This is a genomic window from Enterococcus sp. DIV0755f (genome assembly GCF_051713725.1).
Classification (GTDB): Bacteria; Bacillota; Bacilli; order Lactobacillales; family Enterococcaceae; genus Enterococcus_D; species Enterococcus_D casseliflavus.
In genome coordinates, this window is sequence record NZ_JBIOQL010000001.1 from 1722985 (window position 1) to 1742798 (window position 19814).

A 19814-nucleotide genomic window follows, 5' to 3' on the forward strand; every position below is an offset into this window, starting at 1 on the left:
ATTAGTTCTGCTCCTTCCATGCATCGATCATCTCTAAAAATTCGTCAAATAAGTGGACTGCATCATGCGGGCCCGGTGCCGCATCTGGGTGGTACTGGACACTGAATGCTGGGTAACGGCGATGACGAACCCCTTCGATCGTGCCATCGTTCACTTCGACGTGGGTTACCATTAGTTTTTCTGGATCGATGGATGCTTCATCCACAGCAAAGCCATGGTTTTGTGAGGTAAAATCGATCCGACCAGTGGCGATCTCTCTTACCGGATGGTTTAATCCACGGTGACCGAATTTCATTTTATAGGTATCTGCCCCATTCGCTAATGAGAAGAGCTGATGGCCTAAACAAATCCCGAAGATTGGTACCTTGCCTTGAATCCCTTGTATCATTTTAATTGCTTCTGGCAAGCTTTTTGGATCTCCTGGTCCATTCGTCAGCATTACACCATCTGGTGCGAGGTCTAAAATTTCTTGGGCTGTCGTATTGTATGGCAAAATCGTTAAATTGCAGTTGCGGCGTGACAACTCCCGTAAAATACTGTGCTTCAAGCCGAAGTCGATGACCACGATATTGCGACCCGTTCCAGGACTTGGATAAGGTTTTGAGGTAGAAACTTGTGCCACTTGATTGGTTGGTAAAACCGCCGCTTTTAATTGATCAAAGGCATGATCAAAGACATCGCCTGCATCAACGATACTCGCTTTCATGGTTCCGTGTTGACGAATCTTTCTCGTCAGCGCTCGTGTATCGATTCCTGCGATCCCTGGAATATTTTTGCGTTTTAAAAATTCGTCTAACGTCAGCTGTTTCCGCCAATTGCTCGCTAGACGCGCGTGTTCTTTCACAACAACCCCTTTACAAGTTGGTGAAATTGATTCGTAATCGTCTCGGTTGACGCCGTAATTGCCAACCATCGGATACGTAAACGTAATGATTTGTCCGTTAAAGCTTTGATCCGTAATGGCTTCTTGATACCCTGTCATGCTTGTGGTAAAAACGATCTCACCAAAAACATTGACACTGGCACCAAACCCTTCGCCTTCAAAGTATGTTCCATCTTCTAAAATAAGCCAACGCTTCATATTATTGCCCACCTTTTTGCCATACTGTTTTACCATTTACAAATGTATAACTCGTATCCCCATATAACGTCCATCCACCGAAAGGCGTATTAACTCCTTTTGATAGGAATTGCTTAGGATCCACGTTATAAGCTGATTCTAAGTCAAAAATTGCCAGGTCGGCTTTGTCTCCGACCATCATCGTTCCAGCACTTAGACCAAAGAGCGACGCTGGTTTCACGGTCATCCAATCCACTAGCTGCTGCAAGGTAAAGCGTCCTGTTTTCACAAAATGAGTGTACAACAATTGGAAGGCATATTCTGATCCGACGATGCCAAAGGGTGCTTTTAAAAAGCTTTGCATTTTTTCTTCATAGCCATGTGGGGCATGATCCGTTGCGATACAATCGATCGTGCCATCCAACAGACCTTCGATCAACGCTTCACGGTCTTCTTGCCCACGTAACGGTGGGTTCATTTTCCAAAAGCCTTCATCGGCAGGAATATCTTCATCGATGAGAAGCAAATGGTGGGGAGAAACTTCGGCTGTCACATGGATCCCAGCTTTTTTGGCATCTCGAATCACTCGAACACTTTCTTTCGTAGAGACATGGCAGACATGGTAATGGGCTCCTGTTGCTTCCGCTAAAAGCACATCCCGAGCGATTTGAGATGCTTCTGTTACACTCAAGATCCCTGGCAATCCAAGTTCTTCCGCTTTTTTACCAGCATGCATCACGCCGCCAAAGAGTAAGGAATCATCTTCTGTATGGGCAACCAATGCCAAGTCATTTTCGGCGACTTGCTTCATTGCCAAATACATTGTGCCAGCAGTCTGAACCCCGACACCGTCATTTGTTAAGGCAAATGCCCCCGCGGCTTTCATTCCAGCTGCATCCGTCAACGTTTCGCTGCGCAAGTTTTCGGTGATCGGGGCGTATTGTAAGACATTGATTGATGCATCTGCGTTGATTTTTTCGTAAACAGCTGCTAATTTTTCTGGTGTATCAGGAACTGGGTCAAGGTTTGGCATTGCGCAAACTGTCGTAAACCCGCCACGAGCGGCTGCCATGCTGCCCGTTTCGATTGTTTCTTTGTATTCAAAGCCCGGTTCTCTGAAGTGTACATGAACATCCACTAAACCTGGTGTGATCAATTGCTCTTTGGCATCGATGACTTCGTCAAAATCTGTTTCGGGAAATTCTGTACCGATCCCGCGAATGATTCCGTCTTCGATCCAAATTGCTGCAGGAACACAGTGATTGTCTTTTTTGATGATTTTACCGTTTTTAATGAGCGTTTTCATGTAAACTTCCTCCTCTAATTCATTCCTTTTTGCCTGTTAGGCCTTACCGTTCAACACCGCTTCAAGAATTGCCATTCGAACAAAGACGCCATTGGACATCTGGGTGATGATTCGCGAGCGTAAGCTTTCAACTAAGGCATCAGCTAACTCCACATCGCGATTGACTGGTGCTGGGTGCATAATGATCGCATGCTCTTTCATTCTTGCGGCGCGTTCGACGGTCAACCCGTGATTTTTTAAGTATTCTTCTTTTGAAAAGCTTTCCGTTCCATCATGGCGCTCGTGCTGGACACGAAGCATCATCATGACATCGACTTCTTCGACCAATTCGTCGAGTGGCATCCAGTGACCGTATACTTCAAATTCTTCGTCATACCATTCCTTTGGACCTGAGAAGAAGACTTTCGCGCCGAGACGCTTCAACATTTGCATGTTTGATTTTGCGACCCGTGAGTGGGTGATGTCGCCTACGATTGCGACTTTCAAGTCGTCAAAGTGCCCGAACTCTTCATAGATTGTCATCAGATCTAGCAAACATTGCGTTGGGTGTTGGCCGCTGCCGTCCCCGCCATTGATGATACTGCACTGGATCGTTTTGCTTTGGATCAAAGAGTCGTAGTAGTTTTCATCGCCGTGGCGAATGACCGCAACGTCTACACCTAAAGCCGACATCGTCAAGACCGTGTCATACAAGGTCTCGCCTTTTTGAACAGAGCTGGTGGAGGCTTCAAATTCGATGACTTCGATCCCTAGTTTTTTCTCAGCAACATCGAAGCTTTTGTGGGTTCTGGTACTGTTCTCAAAAAAGAGATTTGTTGCGAAATATTGTTCTTTTTGGGGCATCCATTTCGCCCCTCTTTTGAATTCTTGTCCTCTGCGGATGAGTCCCATCACTTCACGGTCTGTCAATGCTTCGACCGTCAAAAGATGCTTTAAGCTGATTCTTTCGGATTGAATAATCATGAATGAATTCCTCCTTTGATTCTGTTTAAACGATGAGTTGTCACAAGTTATTTTTCTTCGCTGCGAGAGCTGTCAGGTAAAATAAGATTCAAGAAGATTCCTAGGACAGTTGCTAACGCCATTGCGGATAAGGTGAAGGTCCCGACCGTGAAGACAAGCCCGCCGATTCCTACCACAAGGATCACTGACGCAATGATCAAATTCTTCTTACGATCAAAATCGATTTTATTGTCGATCAAAATTTTTAACCCGCTGGCAGCGATGACGCCAAAGAGCAGGAAGCTGATCCCTGAGATGACTGGACCAGGAATACTTAAGATCAATGCGCTTAGTTTTCCAACGAAGCCTAGTACGATGGCTAGAATTGCCGCACCACCGATGACGAACACGCTGTGGACGCGTGTAATGGCTAAAACCCCGATGTTTTCTCCGTAACTTGTCACTGGGGGTCCCCCAACGAGACCGGCTGCGATTTGAGCAAAACCATCGCCCAAAAGTGTTCGGTTCAAGCCTGGCTCTTCAAAAAAGTTCCGCTTCGTTAATTTGTTCAAGACCATCAGATGACCGATGTGTTCGGTCATGGTAACAAAAGCGATCGGCGCCATCGTAGTGATCGCATTCAGATACAGTTTTGGTTCATAGTTAATGAAGGGAATCTCGAAGCTCGGCATGCCAAACCAGTTGGCGTCAATGATGGGCTGTACATCGACGATTCCCGCTGCTAAGGCGATCAAGTATCCGCCCACGATCCCCAGAAGGATCGGAATCAGTCCTAAGAACCCTCGCAGAAACATATTGAAGAAAATCGTTAATCCTAAGGTAGCCAAGGCTACCAGAATGTACTTGAAATCATAGACTGAGTCATTGTACATCGCATTCTGAGCTGCGTTAGCGGCTAACCCTAATCCAATCACCATAATCACAGGACCGACAATGATCGGAGGTAAGATCTTATCCAACCAAGCAGCACCTGCACGTTTAATGATCATCGAAACGATCACGTAGACCAACCCAGTCGTGATGGCGCCTTGTGCGATAGCTGGGTAGCCGTCAGATTTCATCAGCATCTGCATCGCTGCGATAAACGCAAAGCTGCTGCCTAGATACGCTGGAATCTTCCCTTTCGTCGTGACCAAGTAAACCAATGTTCCAATACCTGAACTAACTAAAGCGATGCTGGGGTTGATCCCAACGAGGATCGGAACTAAAACGGTTGCCCCAAACATCGTGAAAAGATGTTGTAAGCTTAGGCCTAACCAAGGCAGTGCTTTGGGCCGATCTTTGATGTCTAAAACTGCGTCTGGATTACGAAATTCTTGCTTCTGCATGTTGCTGTCACTCTTCTTCCTAGTCGTTTTCTTTATTGATCATGATCCGGTCAGAACCATCTGATTCTTCCATCTCCACGATAATTTCTTCACTTAAAGCAGTTGGAATATTTTTTCCAACAAAATCTGCCCGAATCGGCAGTTCACGATGACCGCGGTCAACTAAAACGGCGAGTGAGATTCTTTTTGGTCGACCAATATCCATGATGGCATCCAAAGCTGCCCGAATCGTCCGTCCTGTAAACAAGACATCATCGATCAAGATGACTTCTTTGCCATCAATGGCAGTCGGGATGTCTGATGAATGGATCTCTGGATCATCTTCTGTCTTTTTGTCATCTCGGTACAAGGTGATGTCCAATTCACCGACAGGTACTTCTACGCCTTCTAGTTGTTTTAAACGTTCTGCTATTCGTTGCGCGATATAGATGCCGCGGGTTTTGATCCCTACCAGCACCAAGTTATCAATGCCTCGATTTCTTTCAATAATTTCATAGGTGATCCGCGTTAACGCTCGTTTCATTGTTACTGCATCTACTACTTCTTTCGCTGCCATATGTTATTCCCTCCTAATTTTGAACATAAAAAAACTCCTACCTGCTTGAGGTAGGAGTCATGTTTTCCGATCGTTGCCTAAAATCCCATTCTGTGGATTTTGGGTACACGTTATCATCTAGTAAGGGTTCGAATCTCCAACGCGGGAGTCGTCTGCTTACTCATTCCTTCTTAGCCTCACGGGACTACATTTAAAGGAGCTATTTAGTTGTTACAATTACTATACAGTTCTCACACAAAAAAATCAATCATTTTTTCGCAATTTTTTTAACGTGTCGGCGAACAGCTCTGGTAATGGCGCTTCAAAGACTAGCGACTCGCCTGTTGTTGGGTGGGTGAAGCCTAGAAGCTTGGCATGTAAAAACTGCCCATTGCCTTTTAGCGTGCGTTTAGGTCCATATAGCGGATCGCCAGCTAGCGGAAAACCGATGTACTGCATGTGGACTCTTATTTGATGGGTTCTTCCTGTTTCCAGCTGTAGTTCTACTAAGGTGAACTGCTCGAAGCGCTCCAACACGGTGAAGTGAGTGACAGCGGGTTTGCCATTTTCGATCACGGCTTGCATTTTGCGATTGACTTTTGATCGACCGATTGGTGCATTGATGGTGCCTTTTTCGTGGCTGATCGTACCATGAACCAATGCTACGTACTTGCGTAACGATGTTTTGTCTTTCAATTGTTTCGCTAACGACTCATGTGCCTGATCATTTTTGGCGATCATTAACAGACCCGACGTATCTTTGTCGATTCGATGAACGATTCCTGGCCGAACAACATCATTGATCGTGGATAAATCATCCATATGGTACAATAATGCATTAACCAAGGTGCCATTTGGATGCCCAGCGGATGGATGAACCACCATCCCTTGCGGTTTGTTGATGACTGCCACATCAGCATCTTGATAGACGATCGTCAAAGGAATATTTTCTGGTTGTAAATCTACAACTTCAGGTTCTGGTACTTGGATGATCAAGTGATCACCTGCTTTTACCTTATAATTTGCCCGAACCGTTTCGCCCTTCAATGTGACCGCATCTTCTTTTAGCCACTGCTGGATTTGTGACCGACTATGATTTGGCAAGCGTTCAGCCAACACTTTGTCGACCCGCCCTTTTTCTTCTTTAATGATTACTTCAATTTGCTTTTCCATTTGATTCTCCTTGTTTCCCTTTTGCTTCGTCATCTACCAGTGCATAAATAAAAATCAAGATCACCCCGAACACTAATGACATATCAGCGATATTGAAAATTGGGAAATTGATAAAATCAAGCTGGAACATATCGACCACAAAGCCATGCTGCAACCGATCGATAAAATTACCGATCGCCCCACCTAGAACAAACGCCAGTCCGAAACGAAACCATAGACTGCTTTTTTGGTAGCGAAACAATAGGTAAACAACAACAGCAACCGCGATAACCGTGATGATCGCAAAAAAGGTGATTTTTCCTTCTAGAATACTCCAAGCTGCGCCCGTATTCTGAAGATAGGTCAGGGACAACACATTGTCGATCAGAGAATGTGTTTCACCCAGTTGATAATTGGCAACGATCCAAATTTTCAGCCATTGATCCAAGCCAATGACAACAGCACTTAACAAAAAAAACAACGCGATCATAAATTTTCCACTCTTTCTTCTTTAAAAATATCTCGCGGACGGATGATGCCCAAGAGATTTCCATTCGGATTTTTATCCTTGGTGATCAAAACCGCCTCAAGCAGGGCATTTTTTTGAAACAATTCTTCCACTTCTACGATGGCCGTTTCAGCCGACACGAAACAATAATTCGATCGTTTCCCATCTCCTGCTAATAATTCATCTGCCGTTCTGCCTGCCAACTTGATTTCACCATGGAGGCTTTCTTTCGCTAACCAGTATCCCAGCATCCGCAAGGTGATCAAGCCCAAAAATCGACCATTATCATAGATCGGAAATTGTGAATAGCGCTTTTGGGCAACGATTTTCAATAACTCTGGTAATGGCAGGTGCTTTTCAAAACCAGTCACTCGTTTCGCAAAACGCGGCATGACTTTTTCAGGTGCCAGTAAGGAGCGTTCAATTTCTTGGATGCGATTGACAACCCATTCATTCGGTTCCGCAATGACAAAGTTTTCTCCGATTTTTTCATGTACGATGGCATTGCGCAGCTGAGCCATTTGTAATAGATCATCTTCTGCTCTTCTGACATTGATATTTTTGCTTTTTGACAAGCGACGAACCATTTCAGAAAAACCCATATTCCGCGGATTATCCAATTCGTCACGAAGCCGCTTTTCAATTCGATTAAAACTGCTCAAAAATTGATCTGCACCACTAGCCATGAGGAACCTCCTTGATAAGATACGCTTTTTTTAAATAAATCAAAACAAAGACAAAATATGCCACTAAATACACACCGACAAAAAGCAACGAGTAAAGGGAGATGGATAATAAGCCCAATACCCCCATCATGAGAAAAAGGCTTAAATAAAAGCCGATATATATTCTTTTAAGCGCAGGATTCATCACGACCTCCAGCTTGAGCGCTGATTGGCCTTTTGGTAACTGAAAAGGCTGACTTTCTAAAAAAAACATGCGCACACGAATCGGCGTCTGCTCAGCTAGCCCCAAAAAAATCGTTTGCTGATGATTGATGGCAGCGATTCTTTTTTTTCCTTGCATGACCTCCAAGGGACTGCCCATTCCATAAAAACCAGTCCTCCTAGTTAGTTGTAGCTCCATTGACAAAGATCACCTCAATTGGTTAAGTATACTTGATTATCAAAAGAAAGAAAATAGACTTTTGCTTGCTTCCTTGATTATTATAACAAGAATCCCTACTTTTATCTTCCATCACGTCTAATGAACGAGAAAAAGACGAATGCCGCTTGCACCCGTCCTTTCAAATCATCTCTTTCCGTTTTTCCGTTTCAAATGCCGCGAATGCCTTCTTTGTTTGTGATAGCTCTTTTAGAAAAGACCGATCGCTTGGCCATCAGAAGTCACGTCCATATTGATGGCGGCAGGTTTCTTCGGTAATCCTGGCATCGTCATCACGGCACCTGTCAAGGCTACGATAAAGCCAGCCCCTAATTTTGGCACGAATTCGCGAATCGTTACTGTAAAGTCATCTGGTGCGCCCAATCGCTTTGGATCATCACTGAAGGAATACTGGGTTTTTGCCATACAGATCGGCAGCTGATCCCAGCCTTGTTCTTTGAAGCTTTGCAACTGTGCCTTGGCTTTCGGCGCAAACTCAACCTCTGCCCCGCCATAGATTTCCCGCACGATCAAAGAAGCTTTATCCGCTAAAGGCAAATCGTCGGTATACAAGCGTTGATAGTTGGCAGGTTTTTCCTCGATTACTTGAACCACTGCTTTTGCTAGATCCGTTCCACCTGCACCACCGTCTGCCCAAACGGCTGTCCGTGCGATGGTGACGTCGATTTGCTGGCACATGGTTTCGACTAATGTTCGCTCCGCTTCGGTGTCTTGTGAGAACTCATTAAGCGCAACGACAACTGGAATCCCGTATTTACGCATGTTTTCAACATGTCGCTTTAAATTACTGAAGCCTAACTCTAATGCTTTTAAGTTTTCTGTCCCTAAATCAGCCACAGCGACCCCACCATGCATCTTCAGTGCTCTGATCGTCGCTACTACTACGATCGCATCTGGTGCCTTTGATAAGTTCGGTGTTTTGATATCAAGAAATTTCTCTGCCCCTAAGTCAGCACCAAACCCAGCTTCGGTCACCGTGTATTCGCCTAAGTGCAAAGCCGTCTCGGTTGCGATGACACTATTACACCCATGGGCAATATTCGCAAAAGGTCCGCCATGGATCAGCGCAGGGGTTCCTTCAATCGTTTGAACAAGATTCGGTTTGAGGGCATCTTTTAAAAGTAAGGCTAAAGCACCTTGGACCGCCAGATCTTTTACGTAAATCGGTTGTTTCTCAAAAGAATAACCAATTAAAATCTTTCCTAATCGCTCTTTTAAATTATCAATGCTTGTTGCCAAGCACAAAATCGCCATGATTTCACTAGCAACGGTGATGTCAAAACCGTCTTCTCGGGGAACGCCTTGTAACGGTCCCCCTAGACCGACGATCACTTGTCGTAACGCTCGATCATTCAAATCGACAACCCGTTTCCATGTGACCCGACGTCCGTCGATCCCCAACTCATTGCCTTGCTGGATATGGTTATCGATCAATGCAGACAAGGCATTGTTTGCTGCTGTGATCGCATGCATATCGCCAGTGAAGTGTAAGTTGATGTCCTCCATCGGCAACACTTGTGCTTTGCCGCCGCCGGTGGCGCCGCCTTTGATGCCCATTACTGGTCCTAAAGATGGCTCACGTAAGGCGATGACGGTTTGCTTGCCGATTTGATTTAACGCATCTGCAAGTCCAATGGTCACGGTTGACTTGCCTTCTCCAGCGGGTGTCGGACTGATCGCTGTGACTAAAATGAGTTTACCCAGCGGATTGTTTGCTTTTTCGGTGATTGCCGACCATTCGATTTTTGCTTTATACTTGCCATAAAGTTCCAGGTCATCGCCTGTTAAACCAAGTGGTTCAGCAATTTCAATAATCGGTTTAGGCATTGATTCTTGTGCAATTTCGATATCTGATTTCATTTTTACCCTCAATTCACGAACTATTTAGCACTTTAAAATGTATTTTGTTTGCTATGCTCTTATTATACTTGATTTTATTCAGAAAGAAAGAGTGATTTTTCACAATTTTACAAGAAGTTTCACGAATCCTTTATGTAAACAAAAAACAACGTCCCTCCTAAGGCTGTAACGCCAAAAGGAGTGATCGTTGCTTTCTAGATTCCTATGAATTACTCGTTGGTTTCGATCTGCACCCTTTTTTCAGGGATTTTTTCTTGAAAAAAAGTTTCTAACCATGCCACATCTTTTTTACGCAACGTGAAGGTATACGTTTTTTGATGATCGGTAATGCTTATTAAACGGTTTATAATTTGCCATTTTTCTATCTCAGGTAAAGAAATAAGGCTTTTCTTCCATAAGCGCGCATAGCGAATCAGGAGCAAATCATTCCTGATGAGCATGCTTCGGTGAATCCCTAACCATACAAAAAAGAAAAAGACGGCTAAAACGAGGTTGCTTTTCCAATAAGGTCTGGTATTTTCTAACGAAAGAATCAAACTGATAAATAATATCATCATAGTAAACGACCAATAAATGATCGCTGTAGCAGCTTCCGGTTGCCAATACAATTTACGCTTCATAAAAGTTCCTCACAACATAAAATTTCTAGTATACTATCTTTATCATATCAAAAAAGGGTGAGACAATGTTAAAAGTTTATCTTGATGCTTCCACGAAAGGCAACCCCGGCCCTAGTGGCGGTGGAATCGTCATTGTCGGTACTGATCTGCATGAACAAATTGCGTTTCCGCTACCTGATTCAACCAACCACCAAGCAGAGTTCGCTGTGATGGTCAACGCGTTGCAGCTACTGATTGACAAAGGTTTACAGGAACAGACAATTATGCTCTATACCGACAGCAAAGTCGTTGCGCAGACCATCGACAAGAATTATACCAAAAACCCTGCTTTTTCTGATTATTTAACAGAAATTCAATACTTGTTGAAACAGTTCGCTTTAGCAATCATCCAATGGGTCCCTGAGAGTCAAAACAAAGGTGCCGACCATTTGGCACGCCAAGGATTAGCAAAAGCGATGAAATTAAAGGATCGGAGACAATAACCGAGAGAAGTTTTGTTTGAAGCGCAACCAGTAAGATTGCTTCGCCAAAATTTCATCCGTCAGTAATGTTGATTGTGCCATATCTTCTTCAAAGAAGCCTTTCAACGTTTGCGTGACATCGTGATCGTAGGCGAAGGCATTGACTTCAAAATTCAAGGCATAACTCCGAATGTCTTGATTCGTCGTCCCAAAGGAACTAATGGTATCATCCATCATGACCGTCTTCGCATGGAGGAAACCATTGTTATAGATGTAGATTTTTGCACCACGGCGATGCAAGTAATTGGCATAATGCTGTGTTGCCCGATAAATGAATGGGTGGTCAGGCATACATGGAATCATGATTCGGACGTCTACACCTGAGTGGATGGCAATTTCCAATGCGTTCATCATACTGTCATCAGGAATCAAATAAGGCGTTTGGATCCAAATCGATTCTTTGGCAGCTAAGATCATTTTTACAAAACCGCCTTTGAGAATTTGGGTCTCACTTTCAGGCCCATCAGCGACGATCTGCAAATCGACATTTCCAGAGCGCTCTTTCGGCGGTAGAATAAAGTAGCGATCCTCGTATTCCAGCTGATCCTCTTCTCTTTTTACAGATGCGTTCCAGTCACGAATAAAAATCTCTTGTAGTGTAAAACTGGCAGTACCTACGATTCTCGCATGGGTGTCTCGCCAATAGCCAAATTTGGCCTTTTTCCCTAAATATTGATCGCCGACATTAAAGCCGCCAGTCCATCCGATTTGACCGTCGATCACAACGATTTTTCGATGTAGATGGTAGTTCAATCGTGTGTTGCGGATCAGGTTCTTCGAAGTGATGAAAGGCACGACTTTTCCACCGGCATCAATCAACGGTTGAAAGAATTTCCGATTGGCCTTCGGTGACCCCCATGGATCATAGACCAAACGCACTTCAACACCTTCACGGGCTTTATCGATCAAGATTGACAAGAATTGGCCACCGATCTCATCATTAAAAAACGAATAATACTCCACATGCAGATTATCTTCTGCTTGCTTCATGTCCTCAAACAATGCTGCAAATTTTTCTTTTCCATCTGTATAAAATTCTACTTTGTTTCCTTTCGTCAAGGGCGATTCATCAAGGTTCTTAAAATAGCGCTCTAATAGATGATTGTCATCTGAGTAAGGATGTTCAGGAAAAGAATAATTGTGCACTTTGATGATTTGATTCAACTCATTGATCCTACTTTGGTGGTGCTCACTAAATTTATAAATAATTTCTCCGTCGATCCCCCGACCACAAAACAAGTACAACAAGAACCCGATGCCGGGGATGAATACCAACGTCATCATCCAAGCAAAGACACTTGCAATCGAGCGTGGTTTCCGAAAAACAGTAATAAAGGCAGCGATCGTATTAATAAACAAAAGTGCCAATAATACCGTGGAAATCATGCTCATATCCATTTTTATCATAGTTTCCTCCTATATCCTGTAACCCTATAATAGGTAACTGTGATCGAAAGCAAGCTTCAATTCATAGTCCCCTAGTGTTTCTTTGATTTTTTGTTTCAGCATTTCTTCGATTTCTTGATCACTATACGCCGATTTTGCGGGAATCACTAAATCAAAAGCCAACAGATCTCCTTTGACCTGAAAATCATGCATCCGTAACTGTGGGTCAACGAAGCGAATGATCTTTGACACTTCTTTTTTTAAATGCCGATACTGCTGATCTTGAATTGGTACTGGATCAAGATGACAGACCAGGTCGACCTTTAAAGATTGGCGAAAATCTTGTTCAATCGCATCAATCACCTCATGCGCTTCTCGTAAAGACCACGTTTCATCCACTTCGATATGCACACTGGCAAAGCGATTTTTCGGTCCATAATTATGAACCAGTAAATCATGGTAACCGAGAATCGTCGGATAGTGATCCAAGCGTTGCTCCATGGCAGCTACTTCTTCTTGGGTTGGGCGTGCCCCTAATAATTCGTTGATAAAGGAACGAATCATTTTGATTCCGCTAATCAAAATATACAAGGCAATCAGACAGCCGACAAAGCCATCGATACGTAGGCCAGTCAGCCACTCGATCGTCGCTGAAAACAAAACTGCCCCCGTTGTATACACATCGTTGAGACTGTCTTGTCCGCTGGCTTTAAGTGTTTGAGAGCCGATCAGGTTCGCCAGTTTGCGGTACATCGCTCCCTGCCAGATTTTGATCAAAATCGATAAGACCAAAACGATAAACAATAGTGGGGAAAGACGGATACTCGTCGGTTCCATGATGCGTTGCACAGAGCTGATGAGAAATTGGCCGCCAACAAACGTGATGATCAAAGATACTACAAACCCACTGATGGCTTCAAATCGCTCATGACCATATGGATGTTCACTGTCGGCTGGTTTCGCAGAGATCCGAAAACCGATCAATGTTAAAATAGACGAAGCGGTATCTGAAAGACTGTTGATGGCATCTGCCATAATCGAAACAGACTGGGCAGATAAGCCAATGATAAATTTCCCAGCAAATAATAGTAGGTTGGAAAGCAACCCGAGGCTACCTGCTAACTTCCCGATGGCTGTACGTTCGTAGACACCATTTTTTTTGCTGCGATTTAAAAAAAAGTTTAGCAAATCATCACCCTCTCAAAAAACCATCTTTCTTATTTTACCCCGAAGGAATTCAATTAAACAACTATTCGTATCGTTTTTTCGAAAAAAAAGCGAATTCCCTTCAATTATCAAACGCATTTTCAGATAACACGTAGGAAAAAAGGAAAAAGATAACGGAAGGGTCTCCCCCTCCGTCATCTTCGTTCAAAAAAGGAATGTGTTAAAGACCTACGCTCCACTTTCACCTATCTTCTTAAAGGAAAGGAACTCGCGGGTACAGATTCAACCAGCTAGTGTGCTTACTTGGCAGCTAACCACGCTGCTGCTGTCTCAAGTGCTGCTGCGATTCCTTCTGGATTCTTCCCGCCGGCTTGTGCCATATCAGGACGGCCGCCACCGCCGCCGCCAACTTTAGGTGCGATCTCTTTGATCAAATCGCCTGCTTTCAATCCTTTTTCGTTGGCTGCTTTGTTCATGGCAGCTAAAAGATTCACTTTGCCATCATTCGCGGTAGCTAACACTAAAATATCAGAATGGTCTTTTTGTTTCCATTGGTCAGCTAGTTGACGTAATTGGTTCATGTCCTTTACAGTCACTTTTGCTGTGATCAGACGCAGACCATTTACTTCTTTGACATCCTTGAAAACATCCCCTGCTTGCTGGTTTGCTAACTTGCTGGCAAGAGCTTCGTTTTCTTTTTGCAATTCACGCAGCTGCGCTTGCAGTTGTTCTGTTTTGGCAACGACTTCTTTTAATTGGGCGGATTTAACGATCCCTGCAATTGCTTTTAATTGCGCTTCTTCTTCATGCAATAACGTATAAGCTTCTTGACTAGTCACTGCTTCGATCCGACGAACACCAGCACCGATCCCTGATTCAGAAACGATTTTGAAAATACCGATATCCTCCGTATTTGCTACATGGGTTCCCCCGCATAATTCGATCGACCAATCGGCAACATTGACGACGCGAACGTCATGCCCATATTTTTCACCAAAGAGTGCCATCGCTCCCATGCCTTTTGCGGTATCGATATCCGTTTCGATCGTCACAACAGGAAGAGCTTCCCAAATTTTCTGGTTGACGATTTGTTCCATTTGGCTCAGCTCTTCGCTGGTCACTTGCCCAAAATGACTAAAGTCAAAGCGCAAATGTCCTGGAGCAACTAATGAACCTGCTTGGTTCGCATGGCTGCCTAATACTTCTTTTAAGGCTTTATGCAATAAGTGAGTCGCCGTATGATTTTTAATGATCTTATTGCGACGATGCTGATCCACTTGTAAGAAATAGTTCATGCCTTCTTTTAGTGGCGCTTTGATTGTAGCAGTATGCAAGAACTGACCGTTCGGTGCTTTTTTGACATCCGTCACTTCCGCTACAATCGTACCATCTTCTGCTACGATCGTGCCTGTATCCGCAACTTGTCCACCCATTTCTGCGTAAAATGGTGTTTCGGCAAAAATCAGTTTTGCTTCACCTGTCGAAACAGAATCATGTAACGCTTCGTCTTGGATGATCACTAATAATTCGCTGTTTGCTTCAAGTGAATCATAGCCAACGAAACGGCTGTCTACTTTGATATCTGTCAATAAAGCGGATTGTACGCCCATTGAAAGCTCCGTTTGTCGAGCCGCACGAGCGCGGGCACGTTGTGCATCCATTTCTTGTTCAAACCCTTGGTGGTCCACTTTCAACCCTTCGTCTTCCGCCACTTCTTCTGTCAATTCAACTGGGAAGCCGTAAGTGTCATACAATTTGAAAATATCTTGACCAGCTAACGTATCTTGACCGTCTGCTTTTACTTGGGCGATCACTTGATTTAAAATATCTAACCCTTCATTGATCGTTTCATGGAAACGTTCTTCCTCGTTGCGGATCACTTTCTCAATAAATTCTTGCTGTTCTAGTACTTCAGGATAGTAGCTTTCCATGATCTCGCCAACGATCGGTACTAATTTGTATAAGAAGGCAGTATCGATCCCTAATTTTTTCCCATGCATGACTGCACGACGTAATAAACGACGTAAAACATAGCCACGGCCTTCATTTGAAGGAAGTGCCCCATCGCCGATCGCAAAAGAAAGCGCGCGGATATGGTCTGCAATCACTTTAAAGGAGATATCTGTCGTTTTGCTGTCGCCGTAGTTCACACGACCGCTTAAATCTGCCACTGCATTAATGATCGGCAGAAACAAGTCTGTTTCAAAATTGGTTGGTGCATTTTGAACGATGGAAACCATTCGTTCCAGCCCCATCCCCGTATCGATGTTTTTATGTGGTAGTGGTTCATAGGAGCCATCTGGTTGATGATTGAACTCTGAAAAGACCAGATTCCAGATTTCCAAATAGCGTTCATTTTCGCCACCAGGGTAGTTTTCGGGATCATCTTCCGCTACGTCATTAAACTCAGGACCACGGTCATAGAAAATCTCTGAATCCGGTCCACAAGGTCCTGCACCGATGTCCCAAAAGTTGTCTTCAATCTCAACGATATGCTCTGTTGGTAAGCCGACTTCCTCTGCCCAAATCCGTTTTGCTTCTGTGTCTTTTGGATAAACCGTGACATATAATTTGTCTGGATCAAAAGCCATCCATTCTGGTGAGGTCAAAAACTCCCATGCCCAATGGATCGCCTCATTTTTGAAGTAATCGCCGATTGAAAAGTTGCCTAGCATTTCAAACATCGTATGATGTCTTGCTGTTTTCCCAACGTTTTCAATGTCGTTAGTCCGAATCGATTTTTGCGCATTGGTAATTCTTGGGTTTTCAGGAACAACACTGCCATCAAAATATTTTTTTAGCGTTGCCACCCCTGAATTGATCCATAACAGGGTTGGATCGTTGACTGGAACAAGGGACGCACTCGGCTCGATGGAATGTCCTTTTGATTGAAAGAAGTCCAAAAACATTTGGCGTACTTCTGCACTGGATAATTGTTTCACGTTATTCTCCTACTTTCTTCTGTGTTCGCTTAAGATACAGGGGCTGACAAAATTGCTGGTAAGGCGCTCTTATTCCTGTAGAGTCATTTTGACGATAAAAAAACACCATTGCAGAGCAAGGACGTCGATACGCGGTACCACCTTGCTTGCAATGATGTGACTCATTACCTCTTAGACTCGTTAACGCGGAGTGGACGGCAACATTTCTGCTGCAGTTGAGCACCAAAGGGAGCAATCCGTCCGAATTCATGTTTTTCTCTCAGCAATGAAAAACTTTCTGTAATGAATCATCAAACCGACCATATCCTTCGTCAATCAAAGTATAAGGAAATGTTTCGAAAAAGTCAATCCTCAAATCCGTTCTTTGTTGATCAGAATCGCTTTGCGGTAACGATAGCTCTGGGGAGAAAGCTTTTGATCTGGCTGCAGCATTTTCCGTGAACGGTAATAACTGGCATATGGCAAGGCATCGAATAAGGGATGCCCACAAATCTGCCAGTTCTCCATTTTTAAAGACAAGCCATCTGTCAGCTCCCAAGCATCCGCAAGCCCATAGGTGCAGCCAAATAAATTCGGTTCAAGCAATTCAGCGGTTGACAAAGAGACACCATCGTCGCAGGACTTTTCATTGCCCCAGCGAAAAAGTCGCCGAGTCGCAGCACCGCAAACGTATTCCCATTGATCCTCTGATAGCAGCTGAAAGCCTTGTTTGTCTAACTGCTGTTTCAATTCTGTTTGACTGACGGATTCGTGGGTAAATAACTGATAGGTTTCCGATAACGGCTCGAGTGCAGCAAAATAGCGATTCTCTTCGTGGTAAAAAGCGGGTAATTCCCAACGCAAGCTTTCCTCAAAGGACGCTGGTGCTGTGAATTGTGCCTTTAGCTCTTTTTCGAAAACACTGAATTGATCGACTAACCCGTGAAACTCCCCAGTGATTGTATTTAACTGCCCGATATACCTTGCGCCAGCAGGCAGAGAACTTTTTTGGACTAGCATAGGATCAATCACAGCTTTGCGCAAAGGGCTCGTAGACTCATTGACAAAAATCCCCCAATCCTGGCTGGTTTCTAACTCATAGATTGTTTCCAGCTGGCGAATGATCTCGTTGGGTGGTGACTGCCAATTTTTACTCCAGCAAGTAGCTGGTAATCCTTGCACACCGAGATCCCAACCTAAGATCGCCTCAGAGTTCCCTGGTATAAAGACAAAGTCTTCGCCATCGATCGTTAATTCAAAGGTAGCACATTTCAACCCTGCATACGTCAACTGACTAAAATGGACATCGGTGATCTCCTTTAAAGGACTGACAAAATACATTAAAATTTGCTGGATCAGCTGTTCTTTGATTTCAAAGGACAGTGTCTTCCAATTTGACCATTGTAACGCCTCAAAAAAATCCACGTCATTTCTCCTCTCATCTGCTACAATTACTATATAACGAGTATACCACGAAAAAGGAGGAAAACGACTGATGCTTTATTTTGGACGCAGTCCGTGGATGCTACAAGCGGTTTTCGCCCTGCGGCAAGCCGTTTTTGTGGAAGAACAGCACATCCCTATAGAATGGGAATTTGATGAAAAAGACCAAACCTGCCCATACTTTCTTTGGTTAGATGGACGCATCCCGATCGCGACCATTCGCTATCAATTCTCTTCACCGAACACTCTGCAACCTGATCGCTTTTGCGTAGCTAAGGCCTATCGGCACCAAGGATACGGCACCAAATTATTGCATTATCTCGAAATGCGTGGTGTCCAAGAGGGTGCCCTCCAATCAGTGTTATCCGCAGAGATCGACGCTTGTGCGTTTTATGAATCCCGTGGGTATCAAAAAACATCTGAACCCTATGCTGAAGATGGCGTATTGTGTGTAGAAATGACCAAACAATTAAAAACAGCAGCCAAGGAAGAGTAGTTCTCTTCCTTGACTGCTGTTTTGCTAAGCATTAGCTATTCGAATTTTTCTTGTTTTTACGGGCCGTTCGAGTCGTTTGACGACGTTCGATCTTCCGTTTTTCTTTGTTCTTCTTATCAACAGCCCATTGAATTTTTTTCTTGTAGCCAGGCTTGATTTTTTTCTTCTTTTTCTTGACTAAGCCAATCAAGGTTGGGTCTAATTCGTCACGAGATTTTTCTCGCTTTTGCCGACGATTCCGATCGTAAGTCTCAACGATCTCGCCATTTTTGATTTCCTTCGGTTGGAAAACAACCCCTAGATCTTCGATGGCTTGGATTGCCCCTTCATCGCTTGGATCATATAAAGTGATCGCGGTCCCATCCATTTGGTTTCGACCGGTCCGACCAACACGGTGGATAAAGAAATCCAAATCAGCTGGAATCTCAGCATTGATGACATGAGAAACCCCTTCAATATCAATTCCTCGCGCAGCTAAATCTGTTGCGACAACATATTGGTAGTCCAAATTTTGCACTTGGCGCATGATCCGTTTTCTTTCACGAGGACTGATGTCGCCGTGGATCTTCGCTACTTTTAAGCCTTGTTCCTTTAAGTAATCCGTAATTTCATCCACACGGCTCTTCGTGTTGGCAAAAACGATGGCAAGATAGGGATGGCCTGTAGTCAATAATTGATAGATCAATTTATTGGTATTTTTCCCTTTGGTAGAAATCAACCAATTCTCGATCGTATCAGAGATGACTGCTTTCGATTTGATTTCTTCGATCAATGGATTGGCCATGTATTTTTTCAAGAATGGGCGCAATTTCTCTGGAATCGTTGCGGAGAAAACCAGCATTTGTAGTTTCTCAGGCAAACGCCCCGCAATTTGATCGACTTCTTCCAAAAAGCCCATATCCAAGGTCATGTCTGCTTCATCCACGACAAATACATTGGCAGTGTGAACCCCTAACGCTTGTTCGTTGATCATATCCAAGATACGACCAGGTGTCCCAATCACGACATGGGGCTGTTGATTTTGCAGACGGCTTAATTGACGTTGCTTATCTGTTCCTCCGACGAAATTTGACACTCGAATTTCAGGATCATGAAATCCGCCGATTTGTTTTGCGGCGTGATAGATTTGCGTGGCTAATTCACGACTCGGTGCAGTGATCACTACTTGCACTTCATCTTTTTCGGCATCGATTTTATCCATCAACGGCAGTAAAAATGTGTGGGTCTTACCACTTCCGGTCTGTGATTGCCCTACAACACTGCGTCCTTTTTGGATAACAGGTATCAGTTTTTCTTGCACTTCTGTTGGTTTAGAGAACTTTTTATCAGCAAGTGCTTCATAAATAAATGGTTGAAATTTAAATGACTCAAAAGACATTCAAACACCTTCTTTCTTTTAGCATCCTTTGGATTATAGCATATG

Annotated in this window: 18 protein-coding genes; 2 read left to right on the plus strand and 16 right to left on the minus strand. The window is 43.9% G+C overall.

Going from position 1 to position 19814, the window contains the following annotated elements:
• Nucleotide 1 precedes the first annotated feature (1 nt).
• From IGI73_RS07810 to IGI73_RS07860, 11 genes are all read right to left on the minus strand, one after another.
• Nucleotides 2–1081 (minus strand): carbamoyl phosphate synthase small subunit, encoded by a 1080-nt coding sequence (locus IGI73_RS07810; RefSeq protein WP_010748372.1) that lies wholly within the window; start codon nt 1079–1081, stop codon nt 2–4.
• Nucleotide 1082: 1 nt separating this feature from the next.
• The gene (locus tag IGI73_RS07815) at nt 1083–2366 is read right to left on the minus strand and encodes a dihydroorotase (protein ID WP_428206220.1); all 1284 of its coding nucleotides are present in this window, start codon (nt 2364–2366) and stop codon (nt 1083–1085) included.
• Nucleotides 2367–2402: 36 nt separating this feature from the next.
• Nucleotides 2403–3329: an aspartate carbamoyltransferase catalytic subunit gene (locus IGI73_RS07820; RefSeq protein WP_015509726.1), complete on the minus strand. Its 927-nt coding sequence runs from the start codon at nt 3327–3329 to the stop codon at nt 2403–2405.
• Between the two features lie 47 nt (nt 3330–3376).
• Nucleotides 3377–4657: a solute carrier family 23 protein gene (locus IGI73_RS07825; protein WP_005226119.1), complete on the minus strand. Its 1281-nt coding sequence runs from the start codon at nt 4655–4657 to the stop codon at nt 3377–3379.
• Nucleotides 4658–4676: 19 nt separating this feature from the next.
• Nucleotides 4677–5213: a bifunctional pyr operon transcriptional regulator/uracil phosphoribosyltransferase PyrR gene (gene pyrR, locus IGI73_RS07830; RefSeq protein WP_005231374.1), complete on the minus strand. Its 537-nt coding sequence runs from the start codon at nt 5211–5213 to the stop codon at nt 4677–4679.
• 243 nt (nt 5214–5456) lie between these two features.
• Complete coding sequence (locus IGI73_RS07835) at nt 5457–6365, minus strand: RluA family pseudouridine synthase (protein WP_005226121.1); 909 nt, start codon at nt 6363–6365, stop codon at nt 5457–5459.
• The gene (gene lspA, locus IGI73_RS07840; RefSeq protein ID WP_005226122.1) at nt 6349–6834 is read right to left on the minus strand and encodes a signal peptidase II; all 486 of its coding nucleotides are present in this window, start codon (nt 6832–6834) and stop codon (nt 6349–6351) included. Before lspA ends, IGI73_RS07835 begins: the two co-directional genes overlap by 17 nt.
• Nucleotides 6831–7538 (minus strand): CBS domain-containing protein, encoded by a 708-nt coding sequence (locus IGI73_RS07845; protein ID WP_428206219.1) that lies wholly within the window; start codon nt 7536–7538, stop codon nt 6831–6833. The genes lspA and IGI73_RS07845 overlap by 4 nt, the downstream gene beginning before the upstream one ends.
• A complete protein-coding gene (locus IGI73_RS07850; RefSeq protein ID WP_015509730.1) occupies nt 7531–7938 on the minus strand; it encodes a hypothetical protein in 408 nt (135 codons plus the stop codon). The genes IGI73_RS07845 and IGI73_RS07850 overlap by 8 nt, the downstream gene beginning before the upstream one ends.
• Before the next feature lie 228 nt (nt 7939–8166).
• Complete coding sequence (locus IGI73_RS07855; RefSeq protein ID WP_015509731.1) at nt 8167–9837, minus strand: formate--tetrahydrofolate ligase; 1671 nt, start codon at nt 9835–9837, stop codon at nt 8167–8169.
• Between the two features lie 209 nt (nt 9838–10046).
• Entirely contained in the window at nt 10047–10457 is a 411-nt protein-coding gene (locus IGI73_RS07860) for an EbsA family protein (RefSeq protein ID WP_015509732.1), read from the minus strand.
• Nucleotides 10458–10522: 65 nt separating this feature from the next.
• Between IGI73_RS07860 and IGI73_RS07865 the strand changes: the two genes are divergently transcribed.
• Nucleotides 10523–10939 (plus strand): ribonuclease HI family protein, encoded by a 417-nt coding sequence (locus IGI73_RS07865; RefSeq protein WP_005226128.1) that lies wholly within the window; start codon nt 10523–10525, stop codon nt 10937–10939.
• Here the strand turns inward: IGI73_RS07865 and cls are convergent.
• From cls to IGI73_RS07885, 4 genes are all read right to left on the minus strand, one after another.
• Nucleotides 10919–12385 (minus strand): cardiolipin synthase, encoded by a 1467-nt coding sequence (cls, locus tag IGI73_RS07870; RefSeq protein ID WP_015509734.1) that lies wholly within the window; start codon nt 12383–12385, stop codon nt 10919–10921. The two genes, IGI73_RS07865 and cls, sit on opposite strands and share 21 nt — an antisense overlap.
• A 24-nt stretch (nt 12386–12409) precedes the next feature.
• Nucleotides 12410–13552, minus strand: coding sequence for a cation diffusion facilitator family transporter (locus IGI73_RS07875; RefSeq protein ID WP_060791946.1), 1143 nt, complete (start codon nt 13550–13552; stop codon nt 12410–12412).
• A gap of 278 nt (nt 13553–13830) precedes the next feature.
• A complete protein-coding gene (alaS, locus tag IGI73_RS07880; protein WP_438759174.1) occupies nt 13831–16473 on the minus strand; it encodes an alanine--tRNA ligase in 2643 nt (880 codons plus the stop codon).
• A gap of 351 nt (nt 16474–16824) precedes the next feature.
• Nucleotides 16825–17877 (minus strand): DUF7278 family profilin-like fold-containing protein, encoded by a 1053-nt coding sequence (locus IGI73_RS07885; RefSeq protein ID WP_005226132.1) that lies wholly within the window; start codon nt 17875–17877, stop codon nt 16825–16827.
• 70 nt (nt 17878–17947) lie between these two features.
• Between IGI73_RS07885 and IGI73_RS07890 the strand changes: the two genes are divergently transcribed.
• Nucleotides 17948–18391 carry a GNAT family N-acetyltransferase gene (locus tag IGI73_RS07890; RefSeq protein ID WP_428206217.1) on the plus strand — a complete coding sequence of 148 codons (444 nt, stop codon included), beginning with the start codon at nt 17948–17950 and terminating at the stop codon, nt 18389–18391.
• Nucleotides 18392–18422: 31 nt separating this feature from the next.
• Here IGI73_RS07890 and IGI73_RS07895 read toward each other — a convergent pair whose 3' ends face one another.
• Nucleotides 18423–19769, minus strand: a complete 1347-nt coding sequence (locus IGI73_RS07895; RefSeq protein WP_428206216.1) for a DEAD/DEAH box helicase — start codon at nt 19767–19769, stop codon at nt 18423–18425.
• Between the last annotated feature and the right edge of the window lie 45 nt (nt 19770–19814).